The 20479-nt window shown below is 67.9% G+C and carries 16 protein-coding genes and 1 pseudogene; 12 read left to right on the top strand and 5 right to left on the bottom strand.

Annotated features, from left to right (window positions below):
• Window positions 1–449: 449 nt before the first annotated feature.
• Complete coding sequence (locus ACGFNJ_RS31750; RefSeq protein ID WP_393456479.1) at window positions 450–1445, bottom strand: TAXI family TRAP transporter solute-binding subunit; 996 nt, start codon at window positions 1443–1445, stop codon at window positions 450–452.
• 299 nt (window positions 1446–1744) lie between these two features.
• Here ACGFNJ_RS31750 and ACGFNJ_RS31745 point away from each other — a divergent pair, with 299 nt between their 5' ends.
• Window positions 1745–2713: a C40 family peptidase gene (locus tag ACGFNJ_RS31745; protein WP_393456476.1), complete on the top strand. Its 969-nt coding sequence runs from the start codon at window positions 1745–1747 to the stop codon at window positions 2711–2713.
• A 58-nt stretch (window positions 2714–2771) separates the two neighbouring features.
• Here the strand turns inward: ACGFNJ_RS31745 and ACGFNJ_RS31740 are convergent, their stop codons facing one another.
• The 3 genes from ACGFNJ_RS31740 to ACGFNJ_RS31730 form a co-directional block, all read right to left on the bottom strand.
• The gene (locus ACGFNJ_RS31740) at window positions 2772–3767 is read right to left on the bottom strand and encodes a TAXI family TRAP transporter solute-binding subunit (protein WP_393456473.1); all 996 of its coding nucleotides are present in this window, start codon (window positions 3765–3767) and stop codon (window positions 2772–2774) included.
• On the bottom strand, window positions 3764–5791 hold the full coding sequence (locus ACGFNJ_RS31735) for a TRAP transporter permease (protein WP_393456470.1): 2028 nt from the start codon (window positions 5789–5791) through the stop codon (window positions 3764–3766). The genes ACGFNJ_RS31740 and ACGFNJ_RS31735 overlap by 4 nt, the downstream gene beginning before the upstream one ends.
• A gap of 98 nt (window positions 5792–5889) precedes the next feature.
• Window positions 5890–6858 carry a helix-turn-helix transcriptional regulator gene (locus ACGFNJ_RS31730; protein ID WP_393456467.1) on the bottom strand — a complete coding sequence of 323 codons (969 nt, stop codon included), beginning with the start codon at window positions 6856–6858 and terminating at the stop codon, window positions 5890–5892.
• A 62-nt stretch (window positions 6859–6920) separates the two neighbouring features.
• Between ACGFNJ_RS31730 and ACGFNJ_RS31725 the strand changes: the two genes are divergently transcribed.
• The 7 genes and pseudogenes from ACGFNJ_RS31725 to ACGFNJ_RS31695 all read left to right on the top strand — a co-directional run bounded on the left by ACGFNJ_RS31725 (window position 6921) and on the right by ACGFNJ_RS31695 (window position 15203).
• Window positions 6921–9206, top strand: coding sequence for an ATP-binding cassette domain-containing protein (locus tag ACGFNJ_RS31725; RefSeq protein ID WP_393456464.1), 2286 nt, complete (start codon window positions 6921–6923; stop codon window positions 9204–9206).
• A 56-nt stretch (window positions 9207–9262) separates the two neighbouring features.
• Complete coding sequence (locus ACGFNJ_RS31720) at window positions 9263–9739, top strand: hypothetical protein (RefSeq protein ID WP_393456461.1); 477 nt, start codon at window positions 9263–9265, stop codon at window positions 9737–9739.
• A gap of 39 nt (window positions 9740–9778) precedes the next feature.
• Window positions 9779–10669, top strand: coding sequence for a glycosyl hydrolase family 32 (locus tag ACGFNJ_RS31715; RefSeq protein ID WP_393456458.1), 891 nt, complete (start codon window positions 9779–9781; stop codon window positions 10667–10669).
• Window positions 10670–10764: 95 nt separating this feature from the next.
• Window positions 10765–12177: an L-fucose/L-arabinose isomerase family protein gene (locus ACGFNJ_RS31710; protein ID WP_393456455.1), complete on the top strand. Its 1413-nt coding sequence runs from the start codon at window positions 10765–10767 to the stop codon at window positions 12175–12177.
• Between the two features lie 2 nt (window positions 12178–12179).
• Window positions 12180–13661, top strand: coding sequence for an FGGY-family carbohydrate kinase (locus ACGFNJ_RS31705; RefSeq protein WP_393456521.1), 1482 nt, complete (start codon window positions 12180–12182; stop codon window positions 13659–13661).
• Between the two features lie 58 nt (window positions 13662–13719).
• Window positions 13720–14085, top strand: a pseudogene (locus ACGFNJ_RS31700) (thioredoxin family protein); the annotation flags it as partial.
• A 98-nt stretch (window positions 14086–14183) separates the two neighbouring features.
• Entirely contained in the window at window positions 14184–15203 is a 1020-nt protein-coding gene (locus tag ACGFNJ_RS31695) for a glycoside hydrolase family 172 protein (protein ID WP_393456452.1), read from the top strand.
• 76 nt (window positions 15204–15279) lie between these two features.
• Here the strand turns inward: ACGFNJ_RS31695 and ACGFNJ_RS31690 are convergent, their stop codons facing one another.
• On the bottom strand, window positions 15280–15798 hold the full coding sequence (locus ACGFNJ_RS31690; protein WP_393456449.1) for a hypothetical protein: 519 nt from the start codon (window positions 15796–15798) through the stop codon (window positions 15280–15282).
• A 77-nt stretch (window positions 15799–15875) separates the two neighbouring features.
• Here ACGFNJ_RS31690 and xylB point away from each other — a divergent pair, with 77 nt between their 5' ends.
• From xylB to ACGFNJ_RS31670, 4 genes are all read left to right on the top strand, one after another.
• Window positions 15876–17288, top strand: coding sequence for a xylulokinase (xylB, locus tag ACGFNJ_RS31685; RefSeq protein WP_393456446.1), 1413 nt, complete (start codon window positions 15876–15878; stop codon window positions 17286–17288).
• A 98-nt stretch (window positions 17289–17386) separates the two neighbouring features.
• Entirely contained in the window at window positions 17387–19111 is a 1725-nt protein-coding gene (locus ACGFNJ_RS31680; RefSeq protein ID WP_393456443.1) for an amidohydrolase family protein, read from the top strand.
• Between the two features lie 131 nt (window positions 19112–19242).
• Window positions 19243–19887 (top strand): maleylpyruvate isomerase family mycothiol-dependent enzyme, encoded by a 645-nt coding sequence (locus ACGFNJ_RS31675; protein WP_393456440.1) that lies wholly within the window; start codon window positions 19243–19245, stop codon window positions 19885–19887.
• Window positions 19888–19953: 66 nt separating this feature from the next.
• The gene (locus ACGFNJ_RS31670; RefSeq protein ID WP_393456437.1) at window positions 19954–20478 is read left to right on the top strand and encodes a DinB family protein; all 525 of its coding nucleotides are present in this window, start codon (window positions 19954–19956) and stop codon (window positions 20476–20478) included.
• The last annotated feature ends 1 nt before the right edge of the window (window position 20479 follow it).

The following is a 20479-nucleotide window of genomic DNA, read 5'->3' as shown; positions in this document are numbered from 1 at the left end:
TCCAACCGGGGGGTATGAAAGGCCGGAACCAATAAAATATTGGCACTGACATTCATCGACACACTATTGAGTTCTCAAAGAACACACGCACACACAACACCCCCGGCGCAAACCGGATCGTTCGTGAGGCAACTTTTCAAGCTTAGCTCAGCCGATCTCCCGATTCCAAATCGGGGTCCCGTCGAGCCAGTGTGATGGCCAGGCGCTCCTCGTCCTACCTCGTTTCCCAGGCCCTCCACTCAGCGTTTCCGCTGGCTTCTCGGCTCCGGGTCGGTGTCCGTGTCGCTCTGACTTGGATAAAGTTACGCGGCGGCGAACGCAACGTCAAATCGCCTGCACAGCCAGAGAATTCGCAGGTCAAGACCCCTGACATCGGCGACCATCCGGCCCGAATGCCACGAATGTGACCCACGCCACCGCGACTGCCCCGAAACCCGCTGTCACGGCCCTCAGTTGGCCAGCGCGTGCTCCGCACCGCGGTGCAGCGGCACCGGCCCGGTGTCCCGTGCGTGGTCACGGACGATCCCCTTGGCAGCCGAGTTCGCTTGTTCGAGTTGCGCCTTGCGGTCGAAGAGCGCCTTGGTCAGCACGCAGGCGACATCGGCGTCGAGGTTGTCGCGGACCAGCAGCACGTTGGGCACGACGATCGACGGCACGTCTTCAGCAAGCCCATAGGTGGCGGCGGGGATGACGCCCAACTCGTAGGCGGGGCTCTGAATGCGCATCCCCACCAGCTCGGCCGAGGTGTCGAGGAACCGGAACCGTCCCTTGGCAGTGCTGAACAGCTCGGTGAGACCGGGAGTAGGCAGGCCACCGGTGAAGAACAGCGCGTCCAATGAGCCGTCCTTCATTCCAGCCACTGCCTTGCTGAGTTCCAGGCGGTGCACCGCGATATCACTGTCGGGGTTGAGCCCACCGGCCCGTAGGACACGGCGGGCCATTACCTCGGTTCCCGACTTCGGCGTACCCGTGGACACTCGCTTCCCGCGCAGGTCAGCGACGGATGTGATGCCGGAATCCGCCCGCACGATCACCTCGGTGTAGCTCGGGTACAGCCGCGACAACGCCTGCACCGGCTGCTTGTTGCCGTCGAAGGTGCCGGTGCCGAGCACGGCGTCGGCGGCGGTGTCGGCCTGCGCGAAGGCCACCTGGTACTTCCCTGCGGCCAACTGCTGAATGTTCTGCACCGAGGCCAGCGTCTCCGCGGCCTTGGCCAGCACCTTGCCGTCGGTGGCCAGCGCGATCTGGTCGGCGTAGGCATTGCCGAGCACGGAGAACACGCCGGTCGCGTTGCCGGTGGCGATGCCGAGCTTGGTCCCCTGTTTCACCTCGCAGGTGATCGGACCACCTGCGTCGATGAGCGCCGCATCCTTGTCTTTCCCGCATCCTGCGAGCAAGCCCGCGGTCACCGACACCACTGCGACGACTACCGCCACTCTGCTCATCTCATCCTCCACGACCACCGACGCCGCCGATCCTGCGCGGCCCAATTCGGCTCAGCGCCCGCGAAGTTCGGCAAACCGCGACGATACCAACGCGCACCCGCCGCCGGATATAAAACGACCACGTGTGAGAAACGATCACGTGTGAGAAACGTTGGCGTGTCGGTAGTTTCCGTTTCGCAATCTGGATTCAGGCGTGTCACCCCCGCCGACGACGCCGCTTGTCCACATCATGACTACTCGGATCCGCTGCATATGACAGATCACCACCCCTGATCTTCTCTCAGCAGGAGGACCGAAGAATGATGTCGACCACCGTCGGCCGATATTGTCAGTACCTGCGACACGGCTATGTCCTACCCGCGGTAGCGGGAGCCGTGTGCGCCAGCGCCATTGCCGCTGCGGTACTTCCCAGCGCACAGGCACCCGACGACCCACCAGTCGGCCTGACAACCGGAGTGTCCGAAGCGTCGGGTGCGGAACCAGATCCCGCAGGCGCGCCCGAGAACCTCGACAGGCCACCCGATAACGCGCCGCCGCCCATGTGGTCCCCGTTCCCGGGGTTGCAGTTCCCGACCATCCCGGGGATCGACCTTCCGAAAATCGAGCTACCGAAGCTCGACATACCCGGGATCGCGCCGCCCCCAGCCACGCTGCCGCCACCCGAGGCAGCTGCGCCACCACCCGAGGCACCGGATGCGTCTCCGCCCGACACACTTTCGCCGCCACCCGCGCCACCCACACCGCCACCACCTCTGTTCGATGTGCCATCGGCGCCCCTACTTCCGCCTCCTCTCCCGCCGCTACCTGCCCCCGACACCCTTGCGCCGATAAAGACTGTCGGTGAGCTGGCCGTCGACGCCGCTCGATCCAAACTCGGCGCCGCCTACTCTTACGCCGCCGCGGGCCCGGACTCCTTCGACTGCTCGGGCCTCGTGCAGTGGGCCTATAAGCAGGCAGGCGTGGACCTACCACGTACCAGCTACCAGCAACTCGCCGCAGGCACACCGATATCCGTCCACGAGCTCCAAGTGGGCGACCTGGTGACCTTCTACCGCGGTAGCCATTCGGCGCTGTACCTCGGCGACGGCACGGTGATTCACGCAGGCACCTACAGCACGGGCGTCACGATCTCGCCGATCTCCTCGATGCCGTTCGCCGAAGCACGCCGGTTCCACGCCGACGGGCTCGAGCCGGCGCCGCCGCCCACCAGCAGCCCGAAGCCGTGGTCGGCAACGCAGGTCGTCGCGGTCAGCCGACCACGCAAGTAGCTGGTGGCTCGTCCAGGAGGGTCGGCGAACACCGTGCCGAACTCTCCTGGGCGGGACGCTAGTTCATCAGCGCATGGTCGGCGCCGCGATGCAGTGTGACCGGATCGGTATTGCGGGCGTTGTCCCTCGATATGCCTTTGGCCGCGGAATTCGCCTGCTCCAATTGGGTTTTGCGATCGAAGAGGGTCTTCGCCAGCACACACGCCAGGTCGGCGTCCAGGTCGTCGCGGACCAGCAGCACGTTCGGGACGACGATCGTCTTCGCGTCGGCGGGCAGCCCGTAGGTGGCCGCGGGGATGGTGCCCGCCTCGTATACCGGGCTCACGGACCGCATCCCGGCCAGCTGCGGGGAGATATCGAGGAAGCGGACCTTGTCGCGCGCCGAGGTGAACAGGTCGGTGATGCCCGGCGTCGGCAGGCCGCCGGAGAAGAACATGGCGTCGATGGAGCCGTCCTTCATACCGTCGACGGTTTTGGTGAGGTCCAGGCGCTGGGCGGAGATGTCGCTGTCCGGGTTCAGTCCTGCCGCCTGCAGCACGCGCTGGGCGATCACCTCGGTGCCGGACTTGGGCGAGCCGGTGGACACGCGCTTGCCGCGCAGGTCGGCGACGGAGTTGATGCCTGCGTCGGCGCGAACGACCACCTGGGTGTAGTTCGAATAGAGCCGGGCAAGTGCCTGCACCGGTTGCTTTTTGCCGTCGAAGCTCGCCGCACCGGTGACGGCGTCGGCGGCGGTGTCGGCGAGCGAGAACGCCACCTGGTAGGTGCCCGCGACCAACTGCTGGATGTTCTGTACGGACGCACCGGTTTCCGCGGCGGTTGCCTTCACCTTGCCGCCGGTAGCCTGCGAAATCTGATCGGCGTAGGCGTTGCCGAGCGCGAAGTACACGCCGGTCGCGTTGCCGGTGGCGATGCCGACCCTGGTCTCCTGCTTCACCTCGCAGCTGATCGGGGCGCCGGAGTCGTGGTGGGGTGCGTCGCGACGGCCCCCACATCCGGTGAGCAGCCCGGTCGTCACCGTGGCGATCGCGAAAACTATTGCGACTCTTCTCATGTCGTTCTCCTTCGAGAGAGCAGAGTGACCCCGATGGCCGCGGTCAGCGCGACCAGACCGGCGATGAGCGCGCCGGACTCCAGGTACAGCAGCAGCAAACCGCCGACGGCGGCCAGCACACGGGCGGGCGGCCGGACGGGACCGATCCCGAGGATCCAGCCGCCGGTCGCCACCGCGAGCGCGGCGACGCCGAGGCAGGCCACGGCGGTGGTCCACAGAATGCCGAGCACCGGCCCGCGTCCGAGCAGGTACTCGCCGGGCTCGGTGAGCACGAATACGACCGGAACCAGGAACGCGGGCAGTGCGTATTTCAAGGCCTGCCACATGGTCGGCACCGTGCGGGCGCCGGTCACCGCCGCCGCGCCTACCGCGGCAAGCGCCGTCGGCGGTGTCACCTCGGACAGCACCGAGTAGTAGAAGACGAACATGGCGGCGGCAGGCGGGGATACGTCCAGTGCGAGCAGCGCGGGACCGATGATGACCCAGCCGATGATGAACGAGGCCGTCACCGGCACGGCGAGGCCGAGCAAGGACAGCGCGATCGCCGCGAGCACGACGGTGCAGGCCAGCACCACGGTGTGGTTGTCCGACAACGATTTCGCCAGCCGCACCAGCAGACTGGCCACCTGCGACCCGAGGCCGGTCTTGGTCGTCATCGCGGTGATCACGCCTGCTGACGCGCACACCGCGACCACCGGCAGCGCTGCCCGCACTCCGCCACCGATCGCGTGGAACACCCGGCGCGGCGAGAGGGCGCCCGCCCTGGTGCGCGGGTCGAGGAAGGCGAGGACGAACGCGAGCAACGTCGCGTACACCACGGCTTTGGTGGCGCTGACGCCGATCAGCAGCAGAGCGACGATCACGATCAGCGACAGGAAGTGATACCCGAACCGGAGCAGCAGTCGCCAAGCGGAAGCGCCGCCGATCTCCACCGGCTTGGTGCCGAGGCGGCGGGCATCGATCTCCACGGCAAGCAGAATGCCGAGGTAGTACAGCAGCGTCGGAATCAGCGCCCAGCCGAGCACCGTCACATACGACACGTCGAGGTATTCGGCGACGATGAACGCCGCGACGCCGAGGGTGGGCGGTGACAGGATCGCGCCGACGCCTGCCGCAGCGAGCATGCCGCCCGCCTGCTCGGGCGGATAACCGGCCCGCCGCAGGATCGGCCAGGTGACGGCGCCGATGGTCACCGTTGTCGCGGTGCCCGAGCCCGACACCGTGCCGAGCAGGAATCCGGAGGCGACGGCCGTGCGGCCCGGCGCGCTGCGTGAGCGCCGGAACAGGGCCACCGACAGATCGACGAAGAACTGTGCCGCGCCGGAGAATTCGAGCACGGCGCCGTAGAGCGTGAACAGCACGATGTAGGTGGCCGCGACATCGAGCGGCGTGCCGTAGAAGCCGCTGCCGGAGTTGTACAGCGCGTCGATGATCTGTCCGAAGTCGAGGCCCGCGTGCGCGATGCTCCAGCCTTGCGGAAGGAATCCGCCGTAATACCCGTAGGCCGCGAAGAGCAGGCAGACCGCGATGAGTACCCAACCGGTGGTCCGTCGGCACGCCTCGAGCACAAGAACGAGCAGCAGTGCGCCCATGGTGACATCGACGGTGCCGAGCAGGCCCTGCCGATCCAGGAAGGCGTTGTATCCGCCGCCGCCGTCTCCGATCGTCCACGGCAGCACGGGATAGAGACACACCACTGCGGTGAGCGCGGCCAACAACCAGTCGACTACTCCCGGCCCCTCGGCCCGGTCGAGGAACTTCACGCCGGAGCGATACGCGAGGAAGATCAGCGGCAATGTCGCGGCCAGGAAGATCACCAGGTAGTACTGGCTCCCTTGGGGCAGCGGCCGAAACACCTGCCACACCACCAGGATCGCGACCGCGAACGCGACCGTCGCGACCACCCACTCGGCCGGACCGGTGAGCACCCGGGCAGGCCGCTCCTCGTCATCGACCTCTACCAGGAGGGGCCGGTCCGCCTCGGGCGCCTCGGAATCCACCCGATCGCCCCCCGGTTTCGACATGGCGGAACGATAGCAACGCGCGACCGAACGCACGAGCGGATTGAAAACATGGGTACCAGTCGCTTTTCAGTTCCTACCTTCCCCCCGCGACAACCAGGCTACGACGGATCGCCTGCCGCGCGAAGGAGTTTGGCGCCGACGTCGCGCAACATGCGTCGCATCTCCGGCGGCTCGCGCACCTCGAAGTCGAGGCCGAGGTGGGCGATGCGGACGGCCGTCCATTCCAGCGAGTCGGCGCCGGTGCGGATCAGGCAGCTGTGTTCGTCGATCGGCTCGACCTCGTCGGCGCGGACGGGGAACGCCTCGATCAGCTCCGCCGCCGAGGCATGCACGAGGAAGACCACACTGCGCGCGGGACGCGAACGAGCCAGCTGTTCGGCGACGAACGCCGCGGCATCCTCGGTAGGCAATTCCCTTGGCGCACAGCGCACTCCGGTCGGGAATGGGGCAACCAGCCGGTCGACCCGGAACGTCCGCCAGTCCGCGCGGTCGACATCCCAGGCCACCAGGTACCACCGCCGCCCCGCCGAAACGAGCCGGTGCGGCTCGGCGAGCCGCTTGGTCTCCGCATCCCCTTTGTCGCGGTAGCGGAACCGGATTCGCTCGCCGTCGCGCGCCGCGGCGGCCAGCACGACCAGCGTTTCGGGATCGACCCGCGGGCCCGCGGCCGGGCCGCCGAGCGAGACGGTCGCCGCGTCGACCGCGTCCACCCGGCCGCGCAGGCGGGACGGCAACACCTGCTGGAGTTTGACCAGCGCCCGGGCAGCGGACTCCTCGATGCCCGCCACCGCACCCTGGGCCGCGCTGCGTAAGCCGAGGGTGATCGCCACCGCCTCCTCGTCGTCGAGCAACAGCGGCGGCAGCGCGGTGCCCGCTTCGAGCCGGTAGCCGCCGACCGAGCCGAGGCTCGCGTGCACGGGGTACTCCAGTTCACGCAGCCGCTCGATATCGCGACGCACGGTCCGCACCGTGACCCCGAGCCGCGCGGCCAGCTCGGGCCCGGTCCATTCGCGGCGGGTCTGCAGCAGCGCGAGTAGTTGCAGCAGGCGCGCGGCGGTTTCGGTCACCGTTCCAGTATGACGGGCAATGAGGACCAAACCTGACCTCATTGCTGCCTACCGTGGGCAGGGTGAATGCACAGCGAGACACCATCCAGCTCGTCGGCGCCCGCGAGAACAACCTGCGCAACATCTCGTTGGAGATCCCCAAGGGCAAGATCGTGGTCTTCACCGGGGTGTCCGGGTCGGGCAAGTCGTCGGTCGTCTTCGGCACCATCGCGGTCGAGTCGCAGCGCCAGCTGAACGAGACCTTCACCTGGTTCCTCCGCAATCGGCTGCCGAAGTACGAGCGGCCGGAGGCCGACTCGATCGACAATCTGGCGCCTGCGGTGGTCGTCGACCAGCGGCCGATCGGCGGCAACTCCCGTTCGACCGTCGGCACCATGACCGATATCCACTCCGTCATCCGGGTGCTGTTCTCCCGGCACGGCGAGCCGAGCGCGGGCGAGGCCACCCGCTACTCGTTCAACGACCCGCTCGGCATGTGCCCCGAGTGCGGCGGGCTCGGCCGGGTGGTCCGCCCGGATCTGAACAAGCTGTTGGACACCGACAAGTCGCTCAACGACGGGGCAATCACCTTCGCGCCGTTCGCGATCGGCACCTTTCAATGGCAGATCTACGCCGAATCGGGACTCTTCGACCCCGACAAGCCATTACGTGACTTCACGCCGGAGGAATGGCAGCTGTTCCTGCGCGGCAACGGGTTCCGAGTGCCGCGGTTGAACAAGACCGGCTCGATGGGGCACAACGCGTACGAGGGACTGCTCGAGCGGATGGACCGGCTCTACATCAAGCGCGACCTCAGCGGGCTGTCGGACAAGAATCGCGCCGAAGCGCTGTCGGTCGTCACCGAGGAGGTATGCCCGGAATGCGGGGGTGCGCGGCTCAACGCGGCCGCATTGGCAACGCGGATCAACGGATTGGGCATCGCCGACTACGGACGGCTCGAGGTGTCGGAGTTGATCGAGGTGCTTGCCGCCCTCGACGGCCCGGTGGCCACCCCGATCGCAACGGCCGCGGTCACCCGGTTGCGGCGGATCGAGGAGGTCGGCCTCGGCTACCTCTCGCTCGACCGGGAGACCTCGACGCTGTCCGGCGGTGAAGCGCAGCGGCTCAAGGTCGTTCGGCACCTCGGATCGAGCCTGACCGGCATGACCTACATCTTCGACGAGCCGAGCGTCGGCATGCATCCCCGCGACGTCGGCCGGTTGAACAACCTGCTGATCCAGTTGCGGGACAAGGGAAACACCGTGTTGGTGGTCGAGCATTCCCCCGATGTCATCGCGGTCGCCGACCACGTGGTCGACATGGGGCCGGGCGCGGGCGGACACGGCGGCCAGGTGATGTTCCAGGGCACGGTCGAGAAGCTGCGCGCCTCAGGGACTTCCACCGGCGAGCGGCTGCGGCGGGTGCAACCGGTCAAGCAGCGGACGCGGACGCCGACCGGCTGGCTGACCGTCGCCGACGTCGACCGGTACAACCTGAAGAACGTGACCGCGCAGTTCCCGACCGGGGTGCTCACCGCGATCACCGGTGTCGCGGGCTCGGGCAAGAGCACGCTGGTCTCCGGCGCGTTCGTGGCCGCCCACCCGGACGCGATCGTGGTGAACCAGTCGGCGATTCACGCCTCCCGCCGGTCCAGCCCCGCGACCTTCCTCGGCATCATGGACCCGCTGCGGCACCTGTTCGCCAAGGCGCACAACGTGAAGCCCGGCCTGTTCAGCTTCAACTCGGCGGGCGCGTGCCGCGAATGTGGCGGCGCGGGGATCATTTTCACCGACCTGGCCTACCTGGATCCGATCACCACCGTGTGCCAGACCTGCCACGGCCGCCGGTATCGCGCCGAGGTGCTCGCCTACACGGTGCGGGGCGCCTCGATCGCCGACGTGCTGGAGATGACCGCCGAACAAGCCCTCGACTTCTGGAACGACCAGACCACCAGCAAGATTCGCACGCCGCTCCGCTCGCTGACCGACGTCGGCCTCGGCTACCTCACCCTCGGCCGCTCGCTCAGTTCGCTCTCGGGCGGCGAACGCCAGCGCATCAAACTGGCCGACCACCTGCACCGCAGCGGCAGCGTCTACGTGCTCGACGAGCCGACCACCGGACTGCACATGGCCGATGTCGACACGCTCGTCGCCCTGCTCGACCGCCTGGTCGACGCGGGTAACACGGTGCTCGTGATCGAACACGACCTGGATGTGGTCAAGCGGGCGGACTGGGTGATCGACCTCGGCCCGGACGCCGGCCTGCACGGCGGCGAAATCGTATTCGCCGGAACACCTTCGGCGCTGCTCGCGGATCGGCGCTCGATCACGGCGGACTACCTGCGCAGGAGCCTGTCCGCCGCGGCATGACGGCGCAGGTCGCGACGGCGGGATCGGCCCGAAATGTCGGAGTATGGTCTTCGGGCATGGACGCGGACGACTACGAGAAGCTGGCCACACCTGCGGAAAAGCAGACCTGGGCGAAACAGAACAACCTGATGTACGGCGGACTGATCGCCGTCGGCGTGGTGATCTTGCAAGGTTTCCTCACGGCGGCGCCGCTCGATGTGTCGGGCATGATCTCGGTGGTGGCGTTCGCCATCGCATTGCCCCTGCTCGCAGTGCTGATCATGCTGGGAGAACTGCACAAGGCGGACAGCGATCCAGGGCCCAGTCTCACCGATGAGGTCGCCAAGGGCGTTGCCCTGCTCGCCTCGATGACCGGTGTCGTCGCGGCGTTCTGGCATATCGACTGGCTCGCGGGCGTGGTGGTGTTGCTCGCGGGTGCCGCCGGCCTCGGCGTGTACGGGGCGCATTTCAACGCCGCCGCCTTCAACCGAACCGTGCTGCGGCGCAGGCAGCGGACCGCCAGCACGGAAACCGGCGGCACCGCAACCCCGTGATCCACGCCGCGGCGGCGGCCGCGGCGGGATGATGGTGTCATGGCGATACGCGAAGTGGTGTCGGCGGGCGCCTTCAACCGGATCTACGATCCAGGCGACGGCGAGTCGGAACCCTGGTACATCAACGATCACACCCTGATCCGCGACCACGACGGGCTGTGGCATCTCTTCGGCATCACGCATCCGGAGCCCGCCGATCCGTTCAACGAGGTCGACTTCGCGCACGCGACCGCGCCGACGCTGGCCGGGCCGTGGACCAAGCACCCGCCCGCGCTGACGGTCGACCCCGACTACTACGACGAGACGCATCTGTGGGCCCCGTACATCGTCGAGGCGCACGATCGGTACTACATGTTCTACGCGGGCGGCGGACCGGACCGCACCGCAGCGGCCATCAACTTGGCCACCTCGACCGATCTGTTCCATTGGGAGCGTAGACGTTCCGGCCCGCTGTTCCGGGACGGGTACGACGCGCGGGACCCGATGGTTACCAGGGTCGGCGATCAGTGGGTGATGTACTACTGCGCGAACAGCACACCCCTCGGCGGCCACCATGTGGTCGCCTACCGCACCAGCACCGATCTCGTGCACTGGGGCGACCGACACATCGCCTACACGGACCCGACCGTCGGCACCGAGGCGGGAAACACGGAGTCGCCCTTCGTCGTCCAGCAGGACGGCTGCTGGTACCTGTTCATCGGACCGCGTCCGGGCTATGTCGGCACCGACGTGTTCCGCAGCGACAGCCCGTTCCGGTTCCGCATCGGCGACAAGGCGGGCCATATCGATTCGCACGCCGCCGAATTGGTGCGCGACGACAGTCAATGGTGGATCACGCACGCCGGGTGGGGGCAGGGTGGTGTGTATCTGGCGCCGCTGACCTTCCCGCCGCCGCGCGATCTCCAATCCGCGAAAGCCGTACCGCGGTGAGGCGATTTCGGTGAAACTCACCAAGGGATGCGGCACGGCTGGTATGTGTTGATCGAGTCGTCTATCCGACCACCCACGCGCGGGGAGGGAACGGCATGGCCCGTATCGGTGTTATCAGCATTTCCGACGGTCGTGACTATGTGCACGCCGGCATCGCGGAATTCATCGGAACCACCGAGGACCGGCTGGTCGCGGCGCTGACCGAGGCAGGTCACGAAGTGGTCCGTGGCGAAGCGCCGATCAGCGACAACGCGCTGGCGACGAGCGTGGCGCGCGCGGTCGCGGCGGCCGACGTCGATCTGACCGTATTGCACTATGCCGTCTGGGCTTTCCCGCATTTCACCATGCTGGCGGCGGGCGCGACCCCCGGCCCGTTGTTGCTGCTATCCAATATCGACCCGGTGCAGCCGGGCATGGTCGGCATGCTCGCCGCGGGCGGCGCGCTGGACCAGATCGGGCGCACGCACGCCCGATTGTGGGGCGACCCAGCAGATCCCGCGCTCATCGAGGCGATCGGCGTGCGTGCCCGCGCGGCCGCGGCCGTGGCGAGCCTGCGCGGCAGCACCTTCGGGCGCTTCGGTGGGCGGCCGATGGGGATGAACACCGCGGTCGCCAATACCGATCAGTGGCAACGGATCTTCGGCATCGACGTCGAGGAGATCGACCAGTGGGAGATCGTGCGGCGGGCCGAGCTCGCCGACGCGGGTGAGGCGAAGGCCGCGCGCGAATGGCTGGAACAGCATGCCGCAGGCGTGCACTACGACGGCGCGAAGCTGACACCGGAACTGCTGGAGCGCCAGATCCGTTCGTACCTGGCGGTGCGCGAGCTCATCGCGGAATGGCGACTCGATTTCTCCGGCATCAAGGGACAGCCGGAGCTCACCCAGTACTTCGCCACCATGGATATCACCGAGGCGTTCCTCAACGACCCGTACGACTGGAACGGGCCCAAGGAGACGCACGTCTGCGCGACCGAAGCGGACATGGACGGCGCGCTCACCATGCAGCTGCTCAAGCAGATCGCCGACACCCCGGTGCTTTTCGCGGATGTGCGGCATTACCACGCCGACCGCGACATCTGGGATCTCTGCAATTCGGGCCAGCACGCGACCTGGTTCGCCGCCCGCAGCGCGGACCCCGCGGAGAACCTCGCCAACGTGCACCTGTACCCGGAGGTGTTCTTCTTCCCGGCAGGCGGCGCCTCGGTGCATCACCTGGCCGCGCCGGGCCGCATGACGCTGGCCCGCCTCACCCGCCAGGACGGCGACTATCGAATGCAGTTGATGCTCGGCGATTTCGAGACCTACGACGCGCCGACCAACGAGGCGTTGATGAAGCAGTCCACTTGGGAATGGCCGCACGCGTTCGCCAGGCTCGACGCGCGCGCCGAGGATTTCCTGTCCCGCTTCGGCGCGAACCACATTCACGCGGTGCCCGGCGATCATCGGGCCACCGTGCGGGCGGCGTGTGACCTGCTCGGGGTCCGCCTCGACGAGTTCACCCGGTGACGATGTTCCTCGGCGTCGACATCGGCACCTCGAGCTCGAAGGGCGTGCTGGTCACGGCCGAGGGCGCCGTCGTCGCGAGATCGGAACGCGCGCACGGTGTTTCCACGCCGCGGCCGGGCTGGGTGGAGCACGACGCGGAAACCGTCTGGTGGGCCGACTTCGTCGCCATCACCCGCGACCTGCTCGCCGCGGCGGACGGCGCGACACTCGACGGGCTCGCAGTCTCCGGCATCGGCCCGTGCCTGCTGCCCGCCGACGCGAACGGCCGCCCGCTGCGCCCGGCCATCCTCTACGGCGTCGACACCAGGGCGACCACCGAAATCGCGGAGCTCGACGCCGAATTCGGCACGGCGGCGGTGCTGGCGCGGGCCGGATCCCCGCTCACCAGTCAGGCCGTCGGCCCGAAACTGCGCTGGCTGGCCAGGCACGAACCACAGGTCGCCGCCGAGACCCGCATGCTGTTGATGGCGAGTTCTTTTCTCGTGCACCGGCTCACCGGCCGCTACGTGCTCGACCACCAGTCCGCCAGCCAGTGCGTCCCGATGTACGACCTGCTACGCCGCGAGTGGGCCGTGGACTGGGCCGAGCAGGTGGCACCCGGCCTGCGGCTGCCCGAACTGGCCTGGCCGACCGAGGTGATCGGCCAGGTCTCCGCCGCGGCGGCGGCGAGCACCGGTCTGCCCGTTGGCCTTCCGGTCACCACCGGAACCATCGATGCCTGGGCCGAGGCCGCCAGCGTCGGGGTCAGGGCGCCGGGCGACGCCATGATCATGTACGGCACCACCATGTTCCTGGTGCAGGTGCTCACCGATCCGCGCCCGCACCCCGGCCTGTGGGGCACCTGCGGAACCTGGCCTGGCACATACACTCTCGCCGCGGGCATGGCCACCTCGGGCGCGGTCACCGACTGGCTGCGCCACCTGGTCGGCGGCGAGTTCACCGATCTCGTCGCCGCGGCCGCGCAGGTGCCGGTCGGCAGTCGAGGGCTGCTGACCCTGCCCTACTTCGCCGGTGAGCGCACTCCCCTGTTCGATCCGGATGCCAGGGGGATCATCGCGGGGCTGACGCTCGGGCACGGGCAGGCCGAGATATACCGCTCGGTGCTGGAGGGCATCGCCTACGGCGTGCGGCACAACCTCGCGGCAATGACGGAGGCAGGCGGCCGCGCCGCCCGGCTGGTCGCGGTCGGCGGCGGCACCAAGGGCGGCTTGTGGACGCAGATCGTCTCCGACGTCACCGGACTACCCCAGCAACTTCCCGCCGATACGGTCGGCGCCTGCCTCGGCGACGCGCTGCTGGCGGCCGAGGCGGCCGGTGCCGACACATCGGGCTGGAATCCGGTCATCGGCACCATCGAGCCCTATTCTGAACACACCGCAGAATACGATTCGTACTACCGGCACTACCGGGAGCTGTACGAATGCAGCACCGCTATCACGCATTTCCTGGCGCGCGAACAACACCGCAAGGGGGCGCTTACCTGATCCTCGGCAGCCATGCGAGGATGCAGGGTTGCTCTGTCGATCATCATGTGAGGACCTCATGCCCACCCTGACCCTTACCCAGCGGAACTTCAACACCGTGATCACCGGGAATAACATTGTCCTGGTCGACTGGTGGGCAAGCTGGTGTGGTCCGTGTCGACATTTCGCGCCGATCTTCGAATCGTCGTCGGACCGACACCCCGATATCGTGCACGCGAAGGTCGACACCGAAGCCGAGACCGAACTCAGTGCCGCGGCGAACATCTCCGCGCTGCCCACCCTGATGGCCTTTCGCGAAGGCCTGATGGTGTATTCGGAAGCAGGCGTGCCCGCGCCGGAAAAACTCGAAGATCTCATCCAACAAGTGAAATGGCTTGATATGGACGAACTCCGCAGGGAAATGAACAGGCAGGCCGACCAGGAACAGGTGCAGGCATATAGCCAGAGCGCACCGACGCCCGGTCCGTCGCGACAGGCAGGCCATGCGCCGGCAGGCACGATCCAGTACGGCTGGCCCGGGTTATGAGCACGGAGCGTTCGGCGCAGCTGTGGCGGTTGGACGGCGCGCGCACGCGCTCGATCAGCGCCGAGAATCCGACAGGCGCTCCAGGGGCAGGCGGCCGCGCGACCGAGGGGACGGGCGCGCACGCCGCACGATTCCTCGGTCAGGGCTGGAAGGTTTCCCCGTCGATCATTCTGCCCGACGGTGAAACCGCAACGCTGGCAGATGTTTCCGGCCCCGGCGTGGTCCGGCACTGGTGGCTCACCACCGACCGTGCCGTGCTGGGGGCGATGACGGTACGCGTGTATTGGGACGGCCGGCCGGAGCCCGCGATCGAGGTCCCGCTGGGCGATTTGTTCTGCAATGGCTTGGGCGAGCTGACACTGGTCGATTCGGAGATGATCGTCGTCAATCCGGCAGGCGGCCTGAACAGCTACTGGCCCATGCCATTTCGGACGCACGCCAGGATCACGCTGGAAAACTCCAGTGGCCGTAATGTTCCGGTGTACTACCAGATCACCTACGACGAGCAGGAGGTGCCTGCGAACGCGGGCTACCTGCACGCCACGTGGGCGCGCAGCGCGCCGTTGGGCAGCCCTGCCATCCACACGCTCATGGACACCACGCCGGGACCGGGCCGTTATGTCGGCACCTACTTGACGATTCGGCCGGGCGCACCGGGCTGGTGGGGTGAGGGCGAGTTCAAGTTCTATCTCGACGGCGACACCGACTTCCCCACCATCTGCGGCACCGGGACCGAGGACTACTTCGGCGGCGCATGGAATTTCGACCTCGGCGGCGGCGTGTATCGCAGGTACTCCACGGCGTATCTCGGCCTGCCCCAGGTGATTCCCGCGGACCAGATCTATCAGCCGGACCAGCGATTCGGCATGTACCGCTGGCATGTGCGCGACCCCATCTGTTTCGACCGCGACGTGCGCGTCACCGTGCAGGCGCTCGGCTGGCAGGGCGACGCCTATCTGCCGCTGGTGGACGCGGACATCGCGAGCACTGCGTGGTGGTATCAGGCCGCGCGGTAACGCACGGCGCGGCAATGCACGCCGCGCGGATTCACGGCGCGCGGATTCACGGCGCGCGGATTCACGGCGCGCGGATTCACGGCGCTTCGCGGGACGATGCGCCGCCGGCCTCGGCGTCGTCGGTCTCCGACGACAGATCCGCGAGCAGTTCATCGGCGCGGGCCAGCGCGTCGTCCATGGTCGCCTCGATGCCGTCGAGCACCGAGATGCCGCCGAGCAGATCGTCGAACTCGTGCAGCATGGACTGCACCTCCGCGACCGCCGGATCCACCGGGTACCAGGCGACCGCGTCTCGCCACCACGGGTTCTGATCCACCCACGCCCACATCACGTCGCGCACGTGCCTGGCATCGGGGGTGTACATCTGAAACAGCCCGTCCGCGTCCGCCGCCCGATGTTCCAGCTCGTAGACACCGTCCGGCAACAACCGGGTCTGGATGTACTCGTGGTCGCCGCGATTGATCACGATGAACGGACATTCCGGATCCGGTGGCTCGTCGAGCATCTCGCTCAGCAGGTCGTCGGTCAGGTCCGGCACCGGTGTCCCGTCACCGGTCCGGACGTGCACGTCGGCACGGTCCGGGTCGTCAGTCACCGGGCCAGTGTGCCCGATCCGGCCGTGGAATACCCGAAATGCGCCGGGTGTCGCGGCCGCAGGTGCAAGGTGAAGGGATGAGTAGGGCAACCGTGGCCGGCGTGGACAGTTCCACCCAATCCTGCAAAGTGGTGGTCTGCGACGCGGAGACCGGCGAGATCGTGCACCAGGCGCATGCGCCGCACCCCGACGGCACCGAGGCGCCGCCGCAGGCCTGGTGGGATGCGTTGGAGACGGCGGGCGCGGGCTTGCTCGACCGGGTCGACGCGGTCGCGGTAGCCGGCCAGCAACACGGCCTGGTCGCCCTCGACGCCGACGGGCAGCCGGTGCGCGATGCGTTGCTGTGGAACGACGTTCGCTCCGCGGCGGCGGCCGAGGAACTGGTCGCCGAACTCGGTGGCCCGCAGGCATGGGCGGACGCCGTCGGCAGCGTTCCGCTCGCCGCGTTCACGGTGGCCAAGCTGCGCTGGCTGGCCGATCACGAGCCCGACGCGGCCGACCGCACCGCGACAATCATGCTCCCGCACGACTATCTGACCTGGCGCCTCCGTGGCGGCGCCGCCGGGTCGGCGCCCGAACCGACCACCGATCGCGGCGACGCCTCCGGCACCGGCTACTGGTCGCCTGCCACCGGCGACTATCGCAAAGACCTGCTCGCCCTTGGCTTCCGGGGCCGCGCACCCGAGCTGCCCAGGGTCCTCGCGCCGTCCGAAGCCGCGGGGCGCACACCAGCTGGCGCGCTCGTCGCGGCCGGCACCGGCGACAATGCCGGTGCCGCACTGGGTCTCGGCCTCGGCGACGGGGACGTGGTGGTCTCGCTCGGCACCAGCGGCACCGTGTTCGCGCACGCGGGCGCGCCGAGCGCCGACGCCACCGGCGCGGTCGCCGGATTCGCCGATGCGACAGGGGCTTTCCTGCCGCTGGTGTGCACCCTCAATGCGGCGCGCGTGCTCGACGCCACCGCCGAGCTGCTCGGCATCGACCTTGCCGCGCTCGAATCGCTTGCCGCACAGGCACCGCCGGGCGCCGACGGACTCGTCCTGCTCCCCTACTTGTCCGGCGAACGCACGCCGAACCTGCCGCACGCCGCGGGCAGCCTGCACGGGCTGCGGCTGGAAACCATGCGCCCCAGCCATCTTGCCCGCGCCGCCTACGAGGGCATGCTCGCCAACTTGGCCGAGGCCAGCGATCAGCTGCGCGCCACCGGCGTCGACGCCCGCCGCGTGCTGCTGATCGGCGGCGCCGCTCGGTCCACGCTCGTTGCCGAGATCGCCGCGCAGCTTTTCGGCCTTCCGGTCACTGTTCCTGAGCCAACCGAGTACGTCGCGCTCGGTGCCGCCAGGCAGGCGGCGTGGGCTCTGAGCGGCAGTCCGCGACCACCGGCCTGGCCCGCCCGCACGGTGGCGTCGATCCCCGCACCGGCAGACCCGGCGAGCGGCCGACGGATCCGCGCACAGTACCGGAAAGCCAGGGAAAGCCTGTATCACTGATCCTGTTCCGAAACGGGCTCGGCCGACCGGTGCCTATCGTGCGACGATGTACTGACTACCGGGAGTACCGGATACCGCCGGTTATCGAAGGGGCTGTGATGCAACCGTTTGACGTGGTGATTCGGGGCGGATCAGTGTTCGACGGCGCGGGCTCCGCACCGCGCACGGCGGATGTCGGCGTCCGCGACGGCAAGGTCGTCGCGATCAGCACCGAGCCGCTGCCCGAGGGCACGCGAACCATCGATGCGACCGGCAAATGGGTCATACCGGGCATGCTCGATGTGCACACCCACTACGACGCCGAGGTGCTCGGCAGTCCGGGGCTCGGCGAGTCGGTGCGGCACGGCGTGACCACGGTGGTGATCGGCAACTGCTCGCTGTCCACGGTGTACTCCGAGGCCGATGACTGTGCGGACATGTTCTCCCGGGTGGAGGCGCTGCCGTGGGACGCGGTGCACGCCGCGGTCAAGGAGCACAAGGACTGGGACAGCCCGCGCAGCTACGTCGACGCGCTCGCCGCGCGCCCGCTCGGCGCGAATGTGGCTGCGCTCCTGGGGCATTCGGATATCAGGGTGGCCGTCATGGGACTGGGTCGCGCGGTGGATCCGCAGGCGAAGCCGACCACCGACGAGCTGAATCGCATGCGGCAGATGCTCACCGACGCCCTCGATGCCGGTTTCCTCGGGCTGTCCACCATCCGCAGCTCGTTCTCGAAGCTGGAGGGTGTGCGCTTCCCGACCAGGCAGCTGCCGTCGACCTACGCGAGCTGGCGCGAGTACGGAGCGCTGAACACGATTCTGCGACAACGCAATCGGATCCATCAGAGCACCCCGAATCTCACTGCGCCGCTGGAGATCCGCCGCTACCTCGCGCAGAGCGCGGGCCGGTTCCGCAAGCCGCTCAAGACCACGCTCATCGCAGGCATGGACGTGAAGGCCAGTCGCGGCACGGCAGGCGCGGCGACCGCGGCGGCCTGGATCGCCAACAAGGTGGGCGGCGCCGCATTCCGATGGCAGCACCTTCCTGTCCCGTTCGAGGTCTACGCCGACGGCGTCGACCTGGTGGTGTTCGAGGAATTCGGCTCCGGTGTCGCGGCGCTCAACATTCGCGATGTGATGAAACGCGGCGAGCTGCTGGCCGACGAGTCCTACCGCAGGCAATTCCGTAAGGATCTCGCCAAGAAATACGGCCCTCGGGTCTGGCACCGGGATTTGCACGACGCGCAGATCGTCTCGTGCCCGGAGGCCGAGGTGGTCGGCAAGTCGTTCGGCGAGGTCGCCGACGAACGCGGCATCCATCCGGCCGACGCGCTGCTCGACCTGGCCGTCGCGCACGGGTCCGAGCTGCGCTGGCGCACGGTGATCGCCAACGACCGCGACGACGTGCTCGACCGGCTGCAGCGCTCGCCGTCGGTGCAGGTCGGCTTCGCCGATTCTGGTGCGCACCTGCGGAATATGGCCTTCTACAACTTCGGGCTGCGGATGCTGGAGCGAGCGCATCAGCGCCGCTTCATGCCGATCGAGGCAGCGGTGCACCGGCTGACCGGCGAGCTCGCCGAGTGGTACGGCCTCGACACCGGGCGCCTGCACGAAGGCGCGCGTGCCGATATCGCCGTCATCGACCCGGCGGGTTTCGATGGGTCGAGCGCCGCCTACGCCGAGGCGCCGGTGCCTGGCATTCCCGGCATGGACCGGATGGTCAACCGCAATGATCGGGCGGTGGCCGCCACGATCGTGGGCGGGAAACCCGTCTACGAATACGGCGAGTTCGCCCCCGGCTTCGGCACGACGCTGCACGCGGGAAGCTTTCTCGCGCCCGCTTAATTAGCCGAGTAAATGGGCGACTAAACATTGCCTGGCAAAACTCGTGTGTGTTGTCCGCGATGTCTCGTTTGACCTATTACATTCGTCGTGTCGTCTGAAAAGGAGAATTGCCCGGCCGACGAGAGGTTTCGATGACGGACATCCAAACAATGGCAGACCCGGTACGCCAGGCGATCATGGCGGAGCGGGCCGACCTCGCCGAGCTGCTCGCCGGACTCGACGCCGCGAGCTGGGACGCGCCCTCGCTGTGCCGCGGCTGGCGGGTGCGCGAGGTGGTCGCGCACCTCACGCTGCCGTACCGCATGTCGGGCGGCCGATTCCTGGTCGAAATGCTGCGGGCGGCGGGCAATTTCAATCGGATGGCCAATCACACCGCGCGGCAGGACGCGGCCATGTACTCGGCCGAGGATCTGCTGAAATCGCTGTGGGACAACATCGACCATCCGTGGAAGCCGCCGGGCGGCGGCTACGCGGGCGCGCTGAGCCACGATGTGATCCACGGTCTGGACATCTCAGTGGCCCTCGGGCTCGGTCGGAAGGTGCCGGAGGACCGGCTACGCATCGTGCTGGATGCCGTTGACGCCAACAGCATCAAGTCCTTCCACGCCAAGCTCAGGGGCATCGAGTTGCGCGCCGACGATCTGGACTGGAGCTACGGCAGCGGCGCGCTGGTCACCGGACCGGCCCAGGACCTGCTGCTGGTGCTGTGCGGGCGCAAACTGCCCGTCGGAGAACTGCACGGCAGCAAGGCCACCCGGTTCATTCGCGTGCTCTAACCCGCAAGCCTGGGTCACGAAAATAATCGCGAGTCCTCGACGACGTCGCCGCGCTACAGTCTGGGCGTGACGTGGACTGCACCGGACGTGACCAGAACCAAGGCGCCCTTGATCGCCGACGAGCGACGGATGCTGCAGGGCTGGCTCGACTTTCACCGCAACACGTTGCTGCTCAAATGCGCGGGCCTGGACGCCACGCAGCTCAAACAGCGCCCGCTCGAACCGTCGACGCTGTCGCTGCTCGGCCTGGTCCGGCACCTGAGCGAGGTGGAGCGCGGCTGGTTCCGCTTCGCCGCGGCGGCCGAAGACATCGATTACCTGTATTGCAGCGTGGACAACATCGACGGCGACTTCGACGATATCGACGAGGCCGACGCCGCAACCGATTTCGCGACGTACCGGCTCGAGATCGAACTGGCCGACGCCGCGGTGATCGACATGTCCCTCGAACACACCTTCAAACATCCACGCAGGCCCGAGCTCGAATACAACCTGCGGTGGGTCTACACCCACCTGATCGAGGAGTACGCCAGGCACAACGGTCACGCCGACCTGCTGCGCGAACGCATCGACGGCGCCACCGGCGACTGAC

Origin of the sequence: Nocardia sp. NPDC049149 (assembly GCF_043197455.1) — a bacterium.
Classification (GTDB): Bacteria; Actinomycetota; Actinomycetes; order Mycobacteriales; family Mycobacteriaceae; genus Nocardia.
Note: the sequence above shows the minus strand (reverse complement) of the source record. Positions and strands in the feature narration are given on the sequence as shown.